19 protein-coding genes are annotated in these 18,899 nt (G+C 61.6%); 10 read left to right on the top strand and 9 right to left on the bottom strand.

The window, feature by feature from the left end; genetic code table 11:
• The first annotated feature begins 243 nt into the window (after positions 1–243).
• The 3 genes from fabA (at position 244) to ACMYUN_RS22235 (ending at position 2,623) form a co-directional block, all read left to right on the top strand.
• Positions 244–759, top strand: a complete 516-nt coding sequence (gene fabA, locus ACMYUN_RS22245; RefSeq protein WP_024013962.1) for a 3-hydroxyacyl-[acyl-carrier-protein] dehydratase FabA — start codon at positions 244–246, stop codon at positions 757–759.
• 11 nt (positions 760–770) lie between these two features.
• Positions 771–1,991, top strand: coding sequence for a beta-ketoacyl-ACP synthase I (gene fabB, locus ACMYUN_RS22240; protein WP_415761783.1), 1,221 nt, complete (start codon positions 771–773; stop codon positions 1,989–1,991).
• 443 nt (positions 1,992–2,434) lie between these two features.
• Entirely contained in the window at positions 2,435–2,623 is a 189-nt protein-coding gene (locus ACMYUN_RS22235) for a hypothetical protein (RefSeq protein WP_415761781.1), read from the top strand.
• Between the two features lie 68 nt (positions 2,624–2,691).
• On the opposite strand, the gene ACMYUN_RS22230 is transcribed toward ACMYUN_RS22235, so the two are convergent.
• The 7 genes from ACMYUN_RS22230 to ACMYUN_RS22200 all read right to left on the bottom strand — a co-directional run bounded on the left by ACMYUN_RS22230 (position 2,692) and on the right by ACMYUN_RS22200 (position 11,221).
• A complete protein-coding gene (locus ACMYUN_RS22230; protein ID WP_016773645.1) occupies positions 2,692–3,234 on the bottom strand; it encodes a DUF2058 domain-containing protein in 543 nt (180 codons plus the stop codon).
• Positions 3,235–3,260: 26 nt separating this feature from the next.
• On the bottom strand, positions 3,261–4,094 hold the full coding sequence (mazG, locus tag ACMYUN_RS22225) for a nucleoside triphosphate pyrophosphohydrolase (protein WP_415761780.1): 834 nt from the start codon (positions 4,092–4,094) through the stop codon (positions 3,261–3,263).
• 135 nt (positions 4,095–4,229) lie between these two features.
• Positions 4,230–6,473: a GTP diphosphokinase gene (gene relA / locus ACMYUN_RS22220; RefSeq protein WP_129997412.1), complete on the bottom strand. Its 2,244-nt coding sequence runs from the start codon at positions 6,471–6,473 to the stop codon at positions 4,230–4,232.
• Positions 6,474–6,574: 101 nt separating this feature from the next.
• Positions 6,575–7,951, bottom strand: a complete 1,377-nt coding sequence (gene rlmD, locus ACMYUN_RS22215; protein ID WP_415761779.1) for a 23S rRNA (uracil(1939)-C(5))-methyltransferase RlmD — start codon at positions 7,949–7,951, stop codon at positions 6,575–6,577.
• Positions 7,951–8,853, bottom strand: coding sequence for a cysteine synthase CysM (cysM, locus tag ACMYUN_RS22210; protein ID WP_039757833.1), 903 nt, complete (start codon positions 8,851–8,853; stop codon positions 7,951–7,953). Before cysM ends, rlmD begins: the two co-directional genes overlap by 1 nt.
• Before the next feature lie 234 nt (positions 8,854–9,087).
• Positions 9,088–10,512, bottom strand: a complete 1,425-nt coding sequence (locus ACMYUN_RS22205; protein ID WP_415761778.1) for a histidine kinase sensor domain-containing protein — start codon at positions 10,510–10,512, stop codon at positions 9,088–9,090.
• Entirely contained in the window at positions 10,499–11,221 is a 723-nt protein-coding gene (locus tag ACMYUN_RS22200) for a response regulator transcription factor (RefSeq protein WP_129997415.1), read from the bottom strand. Before ACMYUN_RS22200 ends, ACMYUN_RS22205 begins: the two co-directional genes overlap by 14 nt.
• A 207-nt stretch (positions 11,222–11,428) precedes the next feature.
• Between ACMYUN_RS22200 and ACMYUN_RS22195 the strand changes: the two genes are divergently transcribed.
• Both ACMYUN_RS22195 and ACMYUN_RS22190 read left to right on the top strand, forming a co-directional pair.
• Positions 11,429–14,182 (top strand): response regulator, encoded by a 2,754-nt coding sequence (locus tag ACMYUN_RS22195; RefSeq protein WP_415761777.1) that lies wholly within the window; start codon positions 11,429–11,431, stop codon positions 14,180–14,182.
• Positions 14,183–14,263: 81 nt separating this feature from the next.
• On the top strand, positions 14,264–15,253 hold the full coding sequence (locus tag ACMYUN_RS22190) for a 2-hydroxyacid dehydrogenase (protein WP_415761776.1): 990 nt from the start codon (positions 14,264–14,266) through the stop codon (positions 15,251–15,253).
• Positions 15,254–15,258: 5 nt separating this feature from the next.
• Here the strand turns inward: ACMYUN_RS22190 and ACMYUN_RS22185 are convergent, their stop codons facing one another.
• Positions 15,259–15,717 (bottom strand): hypothetical protein, encoded by a 459-nt coding sequence (locus tag ACMYUN_RS22185; protein WP_129997418.1) that lies wholly within the window; start codon positions 15,715–15,717, stop codon positions 15,259–15,261.
• Between the two features lie 134 nt (positions 15,718–15,851).
• Here ACMYUN_RS22185 and ACMYUN_RS22180 point away from each other — a divergent pair, with 134 nt between their 5' ends.
• The gene (locus ACMYUN_RS22180; protein ID WP_039757838.1) at positions 15,852–16,286 is read left to right on the top strand and encodes a hypothetical protein; all 435 of its coding nucleotides are present in this window, start codon (positions 15,852–15,854) and stop codon (positions 16,284–16,286) included.
• A complete protein-coding gene (locus tag ACMYUN_RS22175; RefSeq protein WP_310405470.1) occupies positions 16,286–16,690 on the top strand; it encodes an META domain-containing protein in 405 nt (134 codons plus the stop codon). Before ACMYUN_RS22180 ends, ACMYUN_RS22175 begins: the two co-directional genes overlap by 1 nt.
• Before the next feature lie 138 nt (positions 16,691–16,828).
• Here ACMYUN_RS22175 and ACMYUN_RS22170 read toward each other — a convergent pair whose 3' ends face one another.
• On the bottom strand, positions 16,829–17,293 hold the full coding sequence (locus ACMYUN_RS22170; protein WP_415761775.1) for a TlpA disulfide reductase family protein: 465 nt from the start codon (positions 17,291–17,293) through the stop codon (positions 16,829–16,831).
• A 113-nt stretch (positions 17,294–17,406) separates the two neighbouring features.
• Here ACMYUN_RS22170 and arsC point away from each other — a divergent pair, with 113 nt between their 5' ends.
• The 3 genes from arsC to ACMYUN_RS22155 are packed head-to-tail and all read left to right on the top strand — an operon-like array spanning position 17,407 to position 18,778.
• Positions 17,407–17,760 (top strand): arsenate reductase (glutaredoxin), encoded by a 354-nt coding sequence (arsC, locus tag ACMYUN_RS22165; protein ID WP_415761774.1) that lies wholly within the window; start codon positions 17,407–17,409, stop codon positions 17,758–17,760.
• Positions 17,757–18,353 carry an NAD(P)H:quinone oxidoreductase gene (gene wrbA, locus ACMYUN_RS22160; protein ID WP_039757841.1) on the top strand — a complete coding sequence of 199 codons (597 nt, stop codon included), beginning with the start codon at positions 17,757–17,759 and terminating at the stop codon, positions 18,351–18,353. Before arsC ends, wrbA begins: the two co-directional genes overlap by 4 nt.
• A complete protein-coding gene (locus ACMYUN_RS22155; RefSeq protein WP_129997422.1) occupies positions 18,353–18,778 on the top strand; it encodes a DUF2069 domain-containing protein in 426 nt (141 codons plus the stop codon). The genes wrbA and ACMYUN_RS22155 overlap by 1 nt, the downstream gene beginning before the upstream one ends.
• Positions 18,779–18,899 lie beyond the last annotated feature (121 nt).

Genomic DNA, 18,899 nt, shown 5'->3' with positions numbered 1-18,899 from the left:
GGCCTTTCGACCATCTGCGACTGGCGTGAAAAGCGAAAGTGCGGCAGTCTTAGGCACCCGAACGAGCCCCAAAAGGGGCTTGATTAAAAATTTCAGTGCACAAGTGTACATTCATGTCCTTGGTGCTGTGACTTTCACCACAACGCAATAGTCTATGAGTAGGCTGCCGGTTCGAGGCATGAACGCCTTGAACGGTCGGGAAGATCTGCCCCACCTGCCGCATGGGATTATTGAGGAGCTCGCATGACCAAACAAAACGCCTTTACTCGGGAAGACCTGCTGCGCTGCAGTCGCGGTGAGCTGTTCGGCCCAGGTAACGCGCAACTGCCCGCCCCGAACATGCTGATGGTGGATCGCATCACCCATATCAGCGAAGAAGGCGGCAAGTACGGCAAAGGTGAATTGGTCGCCGAGCTGGATATCAACCCTGATCTGTGGTTCTTCGCCTGCCATTTCGAAGGCGATCCGGTGATGCCGGGCTGCCTGGGTCTGGATGCCATGTGGCAACTGGTCGGTTTCTTCCTGGGCTGGCAAGGCCTGCCGGGCCGCGGCCGTGCGCTGGGTTCGGGCGAGGTGAAATTCTTCGGTCAGGTGCTGCCGACCGCCAAGAAAGTCACTTACAACATTCATATCAAACGCGTCCTCAAGGGCAAGCTGAACATGGCCATCGCCGATGGTTCGGTCAGTGTCGACGGACGCGAAATCTACACCGCCGAAGGCCTGCGCGTCGGCGTGTTCACCTCCACTGACAACTTCTAAGGGTTATTCGCATGCGCCGCGTCGTTATCACTGGTCTGGGCATCGTTTCGTGCCTGGGCAATGACAAAGAGACCGTCTCCGCTAACCTGCGTGCAAGCCGCCCTGGCATCCGGTTCAACCCGGAATATGCTGAAATGGGTCTGCGTAGCCAGGTTTCCGGCTCCATCGACCTCAACCTTGAAGAGCTGATCGATCGCAAGATCTATCGCTTCGTCGGCCATGCAGCGGCTTACGCCTACCTGGCCATGAAAGACGCGATCACTGACTCCGGTCTGACCGAAGAGCAGGTGTCCAACCCGCGCACCGGTCTGATCGCCGGCTCCGGCGGTGCTTCCACGCTGAACCAGATGGAAGCGCTGGACATCCTCCGCGAGAAAGGCGTGAAGCGCGTTGGCCCGTACCGTGTAACGCGGACCATGAGCAGCACCGTTTCCGCTTGCCTGGCCACACCGTTCAAGATCAAGGGCCTGAACTATTCCATCGCATCTGCCTGCGCCACCAGTGCTCACTGCATCGGTACCGCCATGGAGCAGATCCAGATGGGCAAGCAGGACATCGTCTTCGCCGGTGGTGGTGAAGAAGAGCACTGGAGCCAGTCGTTCCTGTTTGACGCGATGGGCGCCCTGTCCAGCAAGCGCAACGACACCCCGGAACAAGCTTCCCGCGCCTACGACAAGGATCGCGATGGTTTCGTCATCGCTGGCGGCGGCGGCATGGTTGTCGTCGAAGAGCTGGAACACGCTCTGGCCCGTGGCGCGAAGATCTACGCCGAGATCGTTGGCTACGGCGCAACGTCCGACGGCTACGACATGGTTGCCCCGAGCGGCGAAGGCGCGATCCGCTGCATGCAGCAGGCGCTGGCCACCGTCGACACCCCGATCGATTACCTGAACACCCACGGCACTTCGACTCCGGTCGGCGACGTCGCGGAAATGAAAGGTGTGCGTGAAGTGTTCGGCGACAAGGCTCCGGCAATCAGCTCGACCAAGAGCCTGTCCGGTCACTCCTTGGGCGCCGCCGGCGTGCACGAAGCGATCTACTGCATGCTGATGATGGAAGGCAACTTCATCGCCGGCTCCGCCAACATCGACGAGCTCGACCCGGAAGTGGCCGATCTGCCGGTGCTGACCAAGACCCGCGAAAACGCCACCATCAACACCGTGATGAGCAACAGCTTCGGCTTCGGCGGCACCAACGCCACGCTGGTGCTGAAGCGCTGGGAAGGCAAGTAATTCCCCGCTGCTGAGCCACACATGAAAACGCCCCGACTGGTTCGGGGCGTTTTTTTTCGTCTGCAGAAAATAGCAGGTACACCGCAAAACCTGTGGGAGCGAGCCTGCTCGCGAATGCGATATTGATCGTTCCCACGCTCTGCGTGGGAATGCAGCCCGTGACGCTCCGCGTCACTGGACGCGGAGCGTCCCCAGAGGCATTCCCACGCGGAGCGTGGGAACGATCAAAGACAGGGATCCAGAGCGTTCTGGAGATGAAACTTCTGTCATGAAACTTACTACCCTGCGACCGAATGTCGCGGTTTACGTGGCCTGCAGCACTGTTGCGAAATGCGCAACAACACCTTGCGCCAATTGGCGGTTTACTTAGCTGACTAACAAATCCTATAACAGAGTCCTGCACATGCCTTGCTGCAGAAACCTGAAAAAATTGGAGCTAGCAGATGACTGTAAAAGTAACTGAACGCGACGATTCACAAATGTCCCACGAAGGCCTGGCCGCCGGCATCCGTATCTGGGATGTGCATCAACAAGATTTGCTGGTCGGTATGTTCCACAACGAGATCGATGCCCACAACTACAAGGCCGAACTGGAAGTGCAGGAACAGCAACGAGAACTGAAGTCCGCCTGAGGCAACCACAGCATTGAAAACGACAAACCCCGCCATGAGCGGGGTTCGTCGTTGCTACAGCCGTAGATTTACCACATCAGATCGTCAGGGATCTGGTACGCCGCGTACGGATCGTCCTCAGCGTTGACCTCTTCGGTCTGCACGTTGAGCTGGACGATGCGCTGCGGGTCGCGCTCCTGGATCTTCAGCGCCGCTTCACGGGGAATCACTTCATAGCCGCCGTTGTGGTGCACGATCGCCAGCGAACCGCTGCTGAGCTTGTTGCGCATCAGCGTGTTGACCGAGATGCGCTTGACCTTCTTGTCGTCGACAAAGTTGTAGTAGTCCTCGGTGGTCAGCTTGGGCAGACGCGAGACTTCAATCAACTGCTTGACCTGCGCGGCGCGGGCCTTGGCCTCGGCCTTCTCCTGCTGCTGACGATTCAGCTCCTGGTCGCGCTTGACCTTCTCGGCCATGGCTTCCTGGGCAGCGCGCTGCTGCGAATCGTCCAGCTCGGCCTGGCCTTTGTGGGCCAGGCGCTGTTGCTTCTGCTTGTCTTTGCTGACCTGTTTGGCCTGCTTTTGGTTGACCAGGCCTGCTTTGAGCAACTGGTCGCGAAGGGAAAGGCTCATCAATGCTTACTCACTTGGGCAACGGCTCAGCCGCAGCTGGGCTCATTCTTTTCCTGGCGTTTGGCTTCACCCCAAAGGGCGTCCAACTCTTCGAGGGTGCAATCTTCCATGGGACGGTGGGTGTCGCGCAATGCCTGTTCGATAAAACGGAAACGTCTTTCAAACTTGCCATTGGCGCCGCGCAAGGCGGTTTCCGGATCGACCTTCAGATGCCGGGCCAGATTGACCACGGAAAACAGCAGGTCGCCGATCTCGTCGGCCACGGCTACCGGGTCATTTTCCGACATCGCCTCGAGCACTTCATCGAGCTCTTCGCGCACCTTGTCGAGCACTGGCAAAGCGTCCGGCCAGTCGAAACCGACCTGCCCGGCGCGCTTCTGCAACTTGGCCGAGCGCGACAGTGCCGGCAAGGTGGCCGGCACATCGTCGAGCAGGGACAACTGCTCGGGCGCCGATGCTTTCTCGGCGCGCTCTTCGGCCTTGATTTCTTCCCAGCGCTGCTTGACCTGCTCTTCGCTCAAGCGCGGCACGTCGAGCGGCGCGTAGAGATCGCCAGTGGGGAATACGTGGGCATGACGGCGGATCAGTTTGCGCGTGATGCTGTCGATCACCCCGGCGAATTCGAACCGCCCTTCTTCCTTGGCCAACTGGCTGTAATACACCACCTGAAACAGCAGATCGCCTAACTCGCCCTGCAAATGGTCGAGATCGCCACGCTCGATGGCATCCGCCACTTCATAGGCTTCTTCGAGAGTGTGCGGGACGATGGTCGCATAGGTTTGCTTGATGTCCCAAGGACAGCCGAACTGCGGATCACGCAGACGGGACATCAGATGAAGAAGATCTTCAAGCAGATACAATTTTCAACTCTCCCCACATTGATCGTTCCCACGCTCTGCGTGGGAATGCAGCCCGTGACGCTCCGCGTCACTGGACGCAGAGCGTCCCTTGAGGCATTCCCACGCAGAGCGTGGGAACGATCATCAGAGTCATCTTCACGGGGTACGGTTACGCCGCGTTTCGATGATGTTCGGCAATTGCGAAATCCGCCCCAGCAGCCGCCCGAGCGCATCCAGACCGGGGATCTCGATGGTCAGCGACATCAGCGCAGTGTTGTCTTCCTTGTTCGAGCGGGTGTTGACCGCCAGAACGTTGATGCGCTCGTTGAGCAGGACCTGCGAGACGTCACGCAGCAGCCCGGAACGATCGTAGGCGCGGATGATGATGTCCACCGGATAGGTGAGCACCGGCACTGGCCCCCAGCTGACCTGAATGATCCGCTCCGGCTCGCGCCCGCCCAGCTGCAGTACCGAGGCGCAGTCCTGACGGTGAATGCTCACGCCACGGCCCTGGGTGATGTAACCGACGATCGCATCGCCCGGCAGCGGCTGGCAGCAGCCGGCCATCTGCGTCATCAGGTTGCCGACGCCCTGGATCTGAATATCGCCGCGCTTGCCCGGTTTGTAACCGGTGGCCTTGCGCGGGATCAGTTCCAGTTGCTCGTTGCCGCGCTCCGGTTCGACCAGTTGCTGCGCAAGGTTGACTAGATGCGCCTGACGCAGGTCGCCGGCGCCGAGGGCAGCGAACATGTCTTCGGCGGTTTTCATGTTGGCCTTTTCGGCCAGCTTGTCGAAATCCACCGCGGGCAGCCCGAGGCGAGTGAGTTCGCGCTCGATCAGGGTTTTACCGGCCGCAACGTTCTGATCACGAGCCTGCAACTTGAACCAGTGAACGATCTTCGCCCGCGCCCGCGAGGTGGTCACGTAACCGAGGTTCGGGTTCAGCCAGTCGCGGCTCGGCGTGCCGTGCTTGCTGGTGATGATCTCGACCTGCTCGCCGGTCTGCAGGCTGTAGTTCAGCGGGACGATGCGGCCGTTGATCTTCGCGCCCCGGCAGTTGTGGCCGATCTCGGTGTGCACGCGATAGGCAAAATCCAGCGGCGTCGCGCCTTTCGGCAAGTCGATGGCGTGACCGTCGGGAGTGAAGATGTAGACCCGGTCGGGCTCGATGTCGACGCGCAGTTGTTCGGCCAGACCGCCGATATCACCGAGTTCTTCGTGCCATTCGAGGACCTGACGCAGCCAGGAAATTTTCTCTTCGTAATGGTTCGAGCCGGATTTGACGTCGGTGCCCTTGTAGCGCCAATGCGCGCAGACGCCGAGTTCGGCTTCTTCGTGCATCGAATGGGTACGGATCTGCACCTCGAGGACCTTGCCTTCCGGGCCGATCACCGCCGTGTGCAGCGAGCGGTAGCCGTTCTCTTTCGGGTTGGCGATGTAGTCGTCGAATTCTTTCGGGATGTGCCGCCATAGAGTGTGGACGATACCCAGCGCGGTGTAGCAGTCGCGCATTTCCGGCACCAGCACGCGCACCGCGCGAACGTCGTAGATCTGGCTGAACTCCAGACCCTTGCGCTGCATTTTGCGCCAGATCGAGTAGATGTGTTTGGCCCGGCCGCTGATGTCGGCGTCGACGCCGGTGGCCTGCAGTTCGTCCTTGAGCTGGGTCATCACGTCGCTGATGAAACGCTCGCGATCCAGCCGCCGCTCATGCAGCAACTTGGCGATCTGCTTGTATTGATCGGGTTCGAGATAGCGGAAGGACAAGTCCTCCAGCTCCCATTTGATGTGACCGATGCCGAGGCGATGGGCCAGCGGTGCGTAGATGTCGAAGACTTCGCGAGCAACGCGGTTGCGCTTTTCATCGTCGGCGGTTTTCACGGCACGGATGGCGCAGGTGCGTTCGGCCAGTTTGATCAGCGCAACGCGCACGTCATCGACCATGGCCACAAGCATCTTGCGCAGGTTCTCGACCTGCCCTTGCGTGCCCATGACCATCGACTGCCGTGGGCTGAGGCTGGCGCTGATGGCCGCCATGCGCTGCACGCCGTCGATCAGCTTGGCCACTACCGGACCGAAGCGCTGGCCGACTGCTGCCAGTTCAATCTGGCCCTCACGCACGCCGCGATACAACACGGCGGCGACCAGCGAATCCTGATCGAGCTTGAGGTCGGCGAGGATCTCGGCGATCTCCAGGCCCGTGCTGAAACTGCCGGAGCCTTCGGCCCACAGGTTCTTCTTCGCATTGGACTGCTGTTCGGCCTCGCGGGCGAACTCGCAGGCCTCTTTCAAGGCCTCGCGATCCAGTGCCAGATCGACACTGACCGCGTGATCGAGCCAGGCCTCGAGATTGATACTGCCGTCGGTGTTGATCGGCTGGTGTGCTCTCACCTGTACCATGCTGCTTTACCTTCCCTACGACGCAGATTCAATGCGTCAAATCGCTGATCCTCAGTGTCCGTTCGCGCTCGCGGGGCTCAGGCGAGCGCTGCGCGGACAGATCAGGCGGATTCAGACGAGCCGTCCTGGCTCGCTTCAAATAACGCCATGGCCTCGACATGTGCCGTCTGAGGAAACATATCGAGAATCCCGGCACGTTTTAACCGGTAGCCCTGCTTGATCAATTCCTGCGTGTCGCGCGCCAGCGTGGCCGGGTTGCACGACACATATACCAACCGCCTGGCACCCAGGGTCGCGAGCTTGCGCACCACCTCGAAAGCACCGTCACGCGGTGGGTCCAAGAGTACCGCAGAAAAGCCGTTTCCGATCCACTGGGCATCGGTCAAAGGCTGGGATAAATCGGCTTGAAAAAACTTTGTGTTATGCAAATTGTTACTGACGGCGTTGGCAGCGGCCCGCTCGACCATGGTCTGCACGCCCTCCACCGCCACCACTTCACGGACGCTTTTGGCCAGCGGTAGCGCGAAGTTGCCCAGCCCGCAAAACAGGTCAAGCACACGTTCGTCAGCCGTTGGCTTCAGCCAGTCCAGCGCCTGGGCGATCATCGCTTCGTTGACCCCGGCGTTGACCTGAACGAAGTCACCTGGCCGATAAGCCAGCTCGAGATTCCACTCTTCCAGGCGATAACCGAGGCTCTGACCGGCCTCGACCGGTTGCGGTTCACCTTCGCCATGCAGCCACAATTGCGCCTCATGAAACTGGCAGAAATCCTTGAGAATCGTCAGATCCGCTTCGGACAACGGCGACATGTGCCGCAGCAATACCGCCAGCGACGAACCACTGAACAACTCGACATGGCCCAGCGCCTGCGGTTTGCTCAGGCGCCGCAGCATCTCCGGCAAACGGGTCATGACCGGTTGCAAGGGTTGTACCAGCACCGGGCATTCGCTGATCGCGACGATGTCCTGACTGCCGGCAGCGCGAAAACCCACTTCGAGCTTCTTCGCTTTCATGTCCCAGCGCACGGCGATCCGCGCGCGCCGACGGTAACCGAATTCCGGGCCGGTCAGCGGCGCTGCCCACTCTTCAGGTTCGACACCGGCCACCCGCGACAATTGCTCGGCGAGCATGCGCTGCTTCAGGGCGAGTTGTTCAGCGTGGGGCAAGTGCTGAACGCTGCAACCGCCACAGCGGCCGAAGTGTGGGCATGCTGCCGGGCGACGCAATTCGCTGGCAGTGAAGACGCGCTCGGTGCGTGCTTCGACCACTTTGCCGTGGGCGCCGAGCACCCGCGCTTCGACCTCTTCACCGGCGAGGGCGCCGAGGACGAACCAGGTTTTGCCTTCGAAAAACGCGATACCGCGACCGTCATTGGCCAGGCGCTCGATACTCAAGCGCTGCTTTTTGCCGGTCGGGATCTGTGGCGCCTTGCTGCCGCCGGTGGGCTGGAAGCGCAGGCCTCTTTCGTGTTTGGCCATCAGTTGGGCGCGTCGAAAATGCCGGTCGACAGGTAACGGTCGCCACGGTCGCAGATGATCGCGACGATCACCGCGTTTTCAACTTCTTTGGACAAGCGCAGCATCGCCGCCACCGCACCGCCGGAGGACACGCCGCAGAAGATGCCTTCTTCGCGGGCCAGGCGCCGGGTGACGTCCTCGGCCTCGCTCTGCGCCATGTCGACGATGCGATCGACGCGGTCAGCCTGATAGATCTTCGGCAGGTATTCCTGCGGCCAGCGGCGGATGCCGGGAATGGCCGAGCCTTCCATCGGTTGCAGGCCGACGATCTGCACGCTGTCGCTCTGCTCTTTGAGGTAGCGCGACACGCCCATGATGGTGCCGGTGGTGCCCATCGAACTGACGAAATGGGTGATGCTGCCCTGGGTCTGACGCCAGATTTCCGGGCCGGTGGTGGTGTAGTGCGCTTCGGGGTTGTCGCCATTGGCGAACTGGTCGAGCACCTTGCCACGGCCTTCGGCTTCCATACGCTGGGCCAGATCGCGGGCGCCTTCCATGCCCTCTTCCTGAGTCACCAGGATCAGCTCGGCGCCATACGCGGTCATCGCCGCTTTGCGCTCGGCGCTGGAGTTGTCCGGCATGATCAGGATCATCTTGTAACCCTTGATCGCAGCGGCCATCGCCAGCGCGATACCGGTATTGCCGGAGGTCGCCTCGATCAGCGTATCGCCGGGATTGATCTGCCCGCGCAACTCGGCGCGAGTGATCATCGACAACGCCGGGCGGTCCTTGACCGAACCCGCCGGGTTGTTCCCTTCGAGCTTGAGCAAAAGGGTGTTGCTGGTGGCGCCGGGCAGGCGCTGCAAACGCACCAGCGGCGTGTTGCCGACGCAATCGGCGATGGTTGGGTACTGCAAGGTCATGGCGTATTCGCAATCCAGACGTGCGGGGGCGCCTATCATACCGGCAAACCCGCGCAGGCCATATCACGCAAAGTGCGGTGCTTATGGTTTATGGGAATAAGCAAATAAAAGTCGCGCCAGTGGTGCGACTTTTATTTGCGCAACACTCAGTTCTCGTGGTGATGCTTGGAATTCGCGAGCAGGCTCGCTCCGACAGGATTTAGTGTCAGCAGTGATGACACTATTAACGGTAGATCACACAGCCTGCGGCGGACCGAGCTCCATTGTGGGAGCGAGCCTGCTCGCGAAGGCGTCCGCATGGGCGACACCATCATCCGCCCGCAAGCGCAAATTCAGTCGCAGCCCCGCCCCGGCATTTTCCGCCCAGAGCATCCCGCCCTGGCGCTGCACAGCGTTGCGGGCAATGCTCAAGCCCAGGCCAAACCCGCCATCCCCCGGCCTCGATCCATCCAATCGAATGAACGGCGAAAAGATCCGCTGCAGATCTTCGTCAGCCACGCCGCCGCCCTGATCCTCCAGCCACAAATGCCAATACTCGCCATCGCGCCGTGCATCGAGCCGCACAATCCCGCCCTCGGGCGAGTGACGAATGGCGTTGCGCAGGATGTTTTCCAGCGCTTGCGCCAGGGCATTGAGGTTGCCGCGCACCCAGCACGATGCTTCGACCGAGCATTGCAGTTGCAGACTCGGCCAGCCGCTTTCATAACAGGCGTTGTCGGTGAGCATTTCCCACAGCGCCTGAATCTGGATCGCTTCATCCGGCAACGGCGAGCGGTCGGTGTCGAGCCAGGCCAGTTGCAGGGTGTCTTCAACCAGCCGTTGCATGCCATCGACTTCGTGGCCGATGCGCTCGCGCAATGGCGCCAGGCTCTGTTCGCTTTCGCTGGCCACGCGCAGGCGGCTCAGCGGCGTGCGCAGTTCGTGGGACAAGTCACGCAATAACTGCTGCTGCAAGGCGACTGTGGTTTGCAGGCGCTCGGACATAGAGTCGAAGGCCCGCGCCAGCTCACCGAGTTCATCCGGGCGCTGGGTGATACCGCTCGACAGGCGCACATTCAATTGATCGGCACGCCAGGCATTGGCCTGTTCGCGCAGGTTGTTCAGCGGCACCACCAACAGGCGATACAGACCGACGCAGAGCAACAGAGTGAACAACCCGGGAATTACGCCGTTGGTGATCACTCGCCAGAACACCCGGTATTTGCCTGGCACAAAACGCTCGGGCAATTCGATGACCAGAATGCCCGCCGCCGGATCCTGGGGGAACGGTACCCGCAGCCAGGGTCGGCCCTTCTTGTGGATCGGCCAGTCGAGGCCGCGCAAAAAGGTCAGGTGCTGCACCTCCGCCGCGTTCAAGGGCTGGCTGCTCAGCGACTGCAAATCAGCGCCGATCACCCCGACCCAACTGGCCTCGCGCAATTCCATGCTCTGCAACCAGTCATCGACGCCATTGCGCCCGCCGCGCTGCCACGCCTGTTCGGCTTGCGCGGCATAACGGCTGAGGGTGCTGCGCGCGTCACTGGAGAGGAACTGGTTGCGCTCCTCCATGTAGCGACCCCACGACCAGCTCAACCAGATCATCAGCAGACAGAACGCCACCAACAGGCACGCCAGTTTCCAGAACAGCGAATGCCGCCCCGGCAGTTCAGACAGTTTCATCGGCGGCACTCAAAACGTAGCCCTTGCCCCACACCGTACGCACTTCGCGCTCGGTGTAACCGATGGCTTTGAGTTTGCGGCGGATCTGGCTGATGTGCATATCGAGGCTGCGGTCGTGCGCGGCATAGCCGCGTTGCAATACGTGCTGATAAAGGAAGGCTTTGCTCAGCACTTCTTCGTTGTTGCGGTGCAGGGTTTCCAGCAGACGGAATTCGCTGCGGGTCAGCCCGGCGGCTTGCTGGCGGAAGAACACGTCGCAGTTATCATCGTCGAAACGCAGGGTGCCGCTGACGACCGCAGGGGCGACAGCGGGCGGGCGCCGATCCAGCGCAACCCGGCGCAGGATCGCTTCGATGCGCACATGCAGCTCGGCCATGCTGAACGGCTTGGGCAGATAGTCATCGGCGCCGAGGCGGAAACCGCTGATGCGATCAGCCTCGGCACCCAGCGCCGACATCAGCAACACCGGCGTCGAATGGCTCTGCCGCAATTGCGTCAACAACTGCAGACCATCGAGCCCCGGCAGCAGAATATCCATCAGCACCACGTCGAAAGGCTGGCGCTGGGCGATGTTCAGACCTTCCTGGCCGTTCTGGCACCAGGTCACCTGAAAACCGCTGCGGCCCAGATGCTCGTGCACATACGCGCCGAGGACCGGATCGTCTTCAATGGAAAGGATGCGTGGCTGGCCAACGGAAACAGGAGTCATGAGTATCTGCAAGTAATTCTCAGTTGGCGGATTATTCAAGATTGTCCGACAGCGGGCAACACAAGCTTGGCCTGTCGGACGAACGAGTGCCTGGGCGGCGCCTGCATTTTCCGCAAGATTGCCCGCCTGCAAATCGCTACACTGCGCCCATGTCGCGTGCCGGATGCACGCATGTGTCAACAGATCAGCGGGATGCGGGAGATAGGCGTGCTCAAGAAACTGGGAATCAAAGGTCGCGTGCTGTTGCTGACCTTGTTGCCGACCAGCCTGATGGCGCTGGTGCTGGGTGGCTATTTCACCTGGACGCAGCAGACCGACCTGCAGAGCCAATTGATGCAGCGCGGCGAAATGATCGCCGAGCAACTGGCCCCGCTGGTCGCACCGGCGATGGGCCACGGTGACGCCGACCTGCTTGAACGCATCGCCACCCAGTCCCTTGAACAACCCGACGTGCGCGCCGTGACCTTCCTCGCGGCGGACCGCTCGCCTCTGGCCCACGCCGGCCCGACCATGCTCAATGAGGCACCGAGCGGCGACAGCGCGCTGCTGCAACGACGCAGCGGCAATGACGCGACGCGCTACCTGATGCCAGTGTTCGGCAAGCACCGCAACCTCGCCGGTGAAATCATTCCCGAAGAATCCGAACGGCTGCTCGGCTGGGTCGAGCTGGAGCTGTCGCACAACGGCATGTTGCTGCGCGGCTATCGCAGCCTGTTCGCCAGCCTGCTGCTGATCGCCGCCGGACTGGCCGGTGCCGCCCTACTCGCGTTGCGCATGGGCCGCACCATCAATCGTCCGCTGAGCCAGATCAAACAAGCGGTCGCCCAGCTCAAGGACGGTCATCTGGAAACCCGCTTGCCGCCCCTCGGCAGCCAGGAACTGGACGAACTGGCCTCGGGCATCAACCGCATGGCCGGCACCCTGCAGAACGCTCGCGAAGAATTGCAACACAGCGTCGATCAGGCCACCGAAGACGTGCGGCAGAATCTGGAAACCATCGAGATCCAGAACATCGAACTGGACCTGGCGCGCAAAGAGGCGCTGGAAGCCAGCCGGATCAAATCCGAATTCCTCGCCAACATGAGCCACGAGATCCGCACGCCGCTTAATGGCATTCTCGGCTTCACCCACCTGTTGCAGAAAAGCGAATTGACCCCGCGCCAGCTCGACTATCTGGGCACCATCGAAAAGTCCGCCGACAGCCTGTTGGGAATCATCAACGAGATTCTCGACTTCTCGAAAATCGAGGCCGGCAAACTGGTGCTCGATCACATTCCGTTCAACCTGCGTGATCTGTTGCAAGACACCCTGACCATTCTCGCCCCGGCGGCGCACGCCAAGCAGCTCGAACTGGTCAGTCTGGTCTATCGCGATACGCCGCTGTCGCTGGTCGGCGATCCGCTGCGCCTGAAGCAGATCCTCACCAATCTGGTCAGCAACGCGATCAAGTTCACCCGCGAAGGCACTATCGTCGCCCGGGCGATGCTCGAAGAAGAACATGAAGACAGCGTGCAGTTGCGCATCAGCATTCAGGACACGGGCATCGGCCTGTCGAGTCAGGATGTTCGCGCGCTGTTCCAGGCCTTCAGTCAGGCCGACAATTCACTGTCACGTCAGCCCGGCGGCACCGGTCTGGGGCTGGTGATATCCAAACGACTGATAGAACAGATGGGCGGCGAGATCGGCGTCGACAGTACGCCGGGCGAAGGTTCGGAATTCTGGATCAGCCTCAGTCTGCCGAAGACTCGCGACGATGCCGAGGACCTGCCCGCGGCGCCACTGCTCGGGCGCCGCGTGGCGGTGCTGGAAAATCACGAACTGGCGCGTCAGGCCTTGCAGCATCAACTGGAAGACTGCGGCCTCGACGTCACTCCGTTCAACACCCTGGAAAGCCTGAGCAATGGCGTTACCGGCGCGCATCAGACCGATCAGGCGATTGATCTGGCGGTGATCGGCATCACCAGCAACGACATGCTCCCGGAACGCTTGAACCAGCACATCTGGGACCTCGAACACCTCGGCTGCAAAGTGCTGGTGCTGTGCCCGACCACCGAGCAGACGCTGTTCCATTTGTCGGTGCCCAACCCGCACAGCCAGCTTCAGGCCAAACCGGCGTGTACGCGCAAATTGCGCCGGGCCTTGGCCGATCTGGTCAATCCGCGCCAGACCCGCAACGAACCGGGCGAACCGCTGTCGAGCCGTGCGCCGCGCGTGCTGTGTGTCGACGACAACCCGGCCAATCTGTTGCTGGTGCAAACCCTGCTCGAAGACATGGGCGCCCGCGTACTCGCAGTGGAAAGCGGTTACGCGGCAGTCAAAGCGGTGCAGAGCGAATCTTTCGATCTGGTGTTGATGGACGTGCAGATGCCGGGCATGGACGGTCGCCAGACCACCGAAACCATTCGCCAGTGGGAAAGCGAGCGGCATTGCACGCCGCTGCCGATTGTTGCGCTCACTGCCCACGCCATGGCCAACGAAAAACGCGCGCTGCTGCAAAGCGGCATGGACGACTACCTGACCAAACCGATCAGCGAGCGGCAACTGGCACAAGTGGTGTTGAAGTGGACCGGACTGGCCCTGCGCAATCAGGCGCCGGAGCGCAGCGGCGACAGCGCGGCGAGTCAGCAGGAACTGCCAGTGCTTGATCACGAGGAAGGCTTGCGCCTGGCGGCGGGCAAGGCCGATCTGGCGGCGGACATGCTGGCCATGCTGCTGGCGTCGCTGGAAGCCGACCGCGAAGCGATTCGCGCCGCGCGTGACAGTCACGACCAGAATGCTCTGCTCGAACGCGTGCACAGGTTGCACGGCGCAACCCGTTATTGCGGCGTGCCACAACTGCGCGCCGCCTGCCAGCGCAGCGAAACCCTGCTCAAGCAGGACGATCCGAAAGCCGCCGCCGCACTGGATGAACTGGAGCGTTCGATCAATCGACTTGCGGCGCAGGCGCGCATCAGCGTCTGATCCACGGCAAGGCACGGCGCGCGCAAAGCGCTACAGTTGTCGCGGGCCATTGCGGCCCGCGTCGATGTTCCAGGAGGATTCATGCGCACGATCATTTTCAGCAGCCAGACCTACGACCGCGACAGCTTCCTCGCCGCCGACTGCCCGGCCGGGCTTGAACTGCACTTTCAAGCGGCGCGACTGAGCCTCGATACGGCGGCGTTGGCCGAACAGCACGAAGTGGTCTGCGCGTTCATCAATGACGACCTCAGCGCCCCGGTGCTGGAACGCCTTGCTGCTGGTGGCACGCGGCTGATTGCCTTGCGTTCGGCGGGTTACAACCATGTCGACCTGCCGGCGGCGAAACGCCTCGGCCTGGCCGTGGTGCGCGTGCCGGCCTACTCCCCGCACGCCGTGGCCGAACATGCGGTGGCGCTGATCCTCGCCCTCAATCGTCGCTTGCACCGTGCCTACAACCGCACCCGCGAAGGCGATTTCAGCCTGCATGGCCTGACCGGTTTCGATCTGGTTGGCAAGACCGTCGGCATCGTCGGCACCGGGCAGATCGGCGCAACGTTCGCAAAAATCATGCATGGCTTCGGCTGTGATTTGCTGGCTTACGATCCGTATCCCAATCCCGACGTGCTGGCGTTGGGCGCACGTTACCTGAGCCTGCCGGAGTTGCTCGCAGAGTCGCGGATCATCAGCCTGCATTGCCCGCTCAACGAGCAAAGCAAACACCTGATCAATCGCCAGTCATTGGCGCGCATGCAACCGGGGGCGATGCTGATCAATACCGGGCGCGGTGGTCTGGTGGACACGCCGGCACTGATCGACGCGCTGAAGGACGGCCAACTCGGGTATCTGGGGCTGGATGTTTATGAGGAAGAAGCCCAGCTGTTTTTCGAGGACCGCTCCGACCTGCCGTTGCAGGACGATGTGCTGGCGCGGCTGCTGACGTTTCCCAACGTGATCATCACCGCGCATCAGGCGTTCCTGACGCGCGAGGCGCTGGGCGCGATCGCCGCAACCACCCTGCACAACATCGCGACCTGGGCGGCGGGGGCGCCGCAGAACCTGGTCGAGGGTTGAATCGTCTACTTGGGCAACGAAGACGCCAGGATCAGCAAGCCCAGCCAGCCGAAACCGAGCAGACGCTGCTTGCTGGAGTGGCCGCTGCGCAGCAGGAACCAGACAAAAAACGCTGGTAACAGAAACACCATGATTTTCAGCCAGCCTTCCACCGGACGGCTGCCATCGGCGTTGAGCGGTTGTGGTGCCTGGCGTGCCTGTTCCGCAGCCTGCTGACGACGGCGACGCCCTGCTGCCGCCGGCATCACTTTGGGCAGCGGCTCGGCCACTGGTGGCGCAACCGCCTCGGGCACAGCCTTGTTGCGAGGCAAGCTGCCGAAGGAAATCGTCGAGGTCTGCGCCGCTGCCGCAGTGGATTGCGCCTGCATGGCGGCGTGTTCGGCCATCGGCGCGCCGCAGTGAATGCACACCAGCGCTTCGGAACTGATGCTCCGCTTGCATTCATAACATTCGATCAGCGCCATGTTCCGTTCCTTCAGATTCGGGGGCCGGCAGTTTGCCATGACTGTGCTCTCATTTGAACCGGATCGAAGGTCGCACGCGCGCATCATTCTGCAATCGAGCCCGTGCTAGCATGTCGCGCATATTTGGAGGACCCATGGTCGAACACGATTTCCGCTACACCCTGATGAACCCGCAACACACCCTCACCGAATGCCGCGCCCTCGTTCCGGGCCGCTATCAGGTGACCGGCAACGGTGGCTCGATCCGTATTGGCGATGCCCTGCTGGTCACGCTCAAAGGCAGCAAGGATTTGTCCATGCGCCTGACCGTCGACACCGTCCGCCACCTGATCAACCCGCCAGGCCAATGGACCGCAATGACCACTGGCCCGGTGTTTGGCGAACTGGCGATTCACACCTGGCAGGTCAACTGCGACAGCTGCGCGAAAGAGCTGAGCTTTGAATTTGCCGTGGATGCCAAGCTGGGCAAGACCGCCGAGAAACCCGCCGCCACCGCGCGCATCGCCGAGCTCGGCTGGAAAGCCGTGGGCGACAAGCACCTGTGCCCGAAATGCCAGGAGCCTGCGTGATGAAACGGCTTGCCCTGACCGCACTGATCGGTGTCGGCCTGGTTGGTTGTGCCGCAGAGCCGGTGCAACTGCAGCACAACCGCAGCTACATCCTGGAATGGATCGGCGAGCGGCCACTGATGGATTACAGCCATCTGACTGTGACCCTCGGCGATGACGGCCGCGCTTATGGCAACGGTGGCTGCAACCATTGGTTCGCGCCTTATACGCAGGACGGCGACAAGCTGACCTTTGGCAAGATCGGCAAGACCCGCAAACTCTGCGCCCCGGCGCTGATGGAGCAGGAACAACGGTTCTTGCAGGCGCTGGAAAAAATCGAGCGCTGGGACATTTCGCCGATCGAGCAGGTGCGCTTCTGGCCGGCTGAAGGCAAGCCATTGCGCTGGTGGCTGGAAGAGGGCTGAGCCCCTTCTGTGCCCGCAGGGGACCTGTGGCGAGGGGATTCATCCCCGTTGGGCTGCGTAGCAGCCCTGAGTTTGCAGTTCGCCTGGAACTGCGCATGGGGAAGCTTCGCGACCCAACGGGGATGAATCCGCCACAGGTTACTTGTTCCGCAACGCCTCCAGCTTCGCCATGACCCCTGCCGCCGTCTGCTCGCCCAGCAATTGTTCACGCACCTTGCCCTTGTCATCGATGATGAACGTCACCGGCAGCGCTTCACTGCGCGGCAGGTCGAACAGCTCGGCCGGATCCTGCGCCAGCACGGTGAACTTGATGCCGAGTTTTTCACTCGCCTCTTTCAATTCCGCGCCCTGCACGTTGTCGAAGTTGACCCCGAACACCCCGACATTCTTGCTCTTGAGTTCATCAGCCAAATGATTCAGCTCAGGAATTTCCGTGCGGCACGGGCCACACCACTCGGCCCAGTAATTGAGCACCACCCATTGTTTGTCCAGACGTTCGGACGCAACCTTCTGGCCGTTCTGGTCGATGCCGTAATCATTGCCGCAGCCCCCCAGAATCAACGCCCCGAGAATCGTCAATGCCGCTGCCAATCGCCGTGTCATGTCGTGTTCCTTGTGAAAATTCGAAAGCGCCTGCGACCCATCGCCTCTGACGGTTCTGGATTGCGCGCCGCACAGTTAGAATAGCCGCCACTTTACGCCAGAAGCGACCCGCCATGACCGATCTGACGCTTTATCACAATCCGCGCTGTTCGAAATCCCGCGGCGCGCTGGAACTGCTCGAAGCCCGCGGCTTGACTCCGACTGTCGTGCGCTACCTGGAAACGCCGCTCAGCGCCGCGCAGATCAAGGCCTTGCTCGGCAAACTCGGGATCAGTGCGCGGCAGTTGTTGCGCAGCGGTGAAGATGAATACAAGACCCTGAACCTGGCGGACGCCAGCCTCAGCGAACAGCACCTGATCGACGCCATCGCTGCGCACCCGAAACTCATGGAGCGGCCGATTCTCGAAGTCGGTGACAAGGCCGTCATCGGTCGCCCGCCGGAAAACGTGCTGGAGTTGTTGCCATGAGCACGCCGTACATTCTGGTTCTCTATTACAGCCGCAACGGTTCGACCAACGAGATGGCCCGGCAGATCGCCCGTGGCATCGAGCAGGCCGGAATGGAAGCGCGTTTGCGCACAGTGCCGGCGATTTCCACCGAATGCGAAGCGGTGGCCGCGGAGATTCCCGATGAGGGCGCGCTCTACGCCAGCCTCGATGATCTGAAAAACTGCGCCGGCCTCGCCTTGGGCAGTCCGACGCGTTTCGGCAACATGGCCGCGCCGCTCAAGTACTTCCTCGACGGCACCAGCAACCTCTGGCTGACTGGCGCGCTGGTCGGCAAACCGGCCGGTGTGTTCACCTCCACCGCCAGCCTGCACGGCGGTCAGGAAACCACGCTGTTGTCGATGATGCTGCCGCTGTTGCATCACGGCATGTTGATCACCGGCCTGCCCTACAGCGAATCGGCCCTGCTCGAAACCGAAGGTGGCGGCACGCCTTACGGCGCCAGCCATCACGCCGGTGCCGATGGCAAGAGTGGCCTGGATCAACACGAAGTGGCGCTGTGTCGAGCGCTCGGTCTGCGTCTGGCGAAAACCGCGCAGAAACTGGTGAGCTGATGGCGAAGAAGCCCAAAGTCCTGCCCTCGGTGGCGTGGCTTGAGCCACGGGTCAAGGCGATGCGCGTGCTCAGCCTGCTGAGCTTTTTCGCCCTCGCCGGTTTGCTGGCGGCTTATTACCTGCTGTTCGCCGACCTGCATGGCGCGCGACCGTGGGTGATTCTGCTGGTCGAGCTGATCCCGTGGCTGGTCCTCGCCCCGGCGATGATCATGGGCAGCGCCCGTGGTCATTCGTGGATGTGTTTTGTGGTGAACCTGTATTTCATCAAAGGCGCACTGGCGGCGTACGATCCCAACCGGCAGCTGTTCGGCCTGCTGGAAATGGCCGCGAGCCTGGCGTTGTTCTGCTCGGCGCTGCTGTATGTACGCTGGCGCTATCAGTTGAATCGCAAATTGGCGGGCGAAGGCGAGATCAGCGTCGCCTGACCAAGCGCTTTCGCGAGCAGGCTCGCTCCCACATGATCGTTCCCACGCTCCGCGTGGGAATGCATCCCGTGACGCTCTGCGTCACAGTGGACGCGGAGCGTCCATGGCGGCATTCCCACGC

Source organism: Pseudomonas sp. CP4, from assembly GCF_047758505.1.
Taxonomy (GTDB): Bacteria; Pseudomonadota; Gammaproteobacteria; order Pseudomonadales; family Pseudomonadaceae; genus Aquipseudomonas; species Aquipseudomonas fluorescens_AO.
This window is presented reverse-complemented; position numbering and strand designations above follow the sequence as displayed.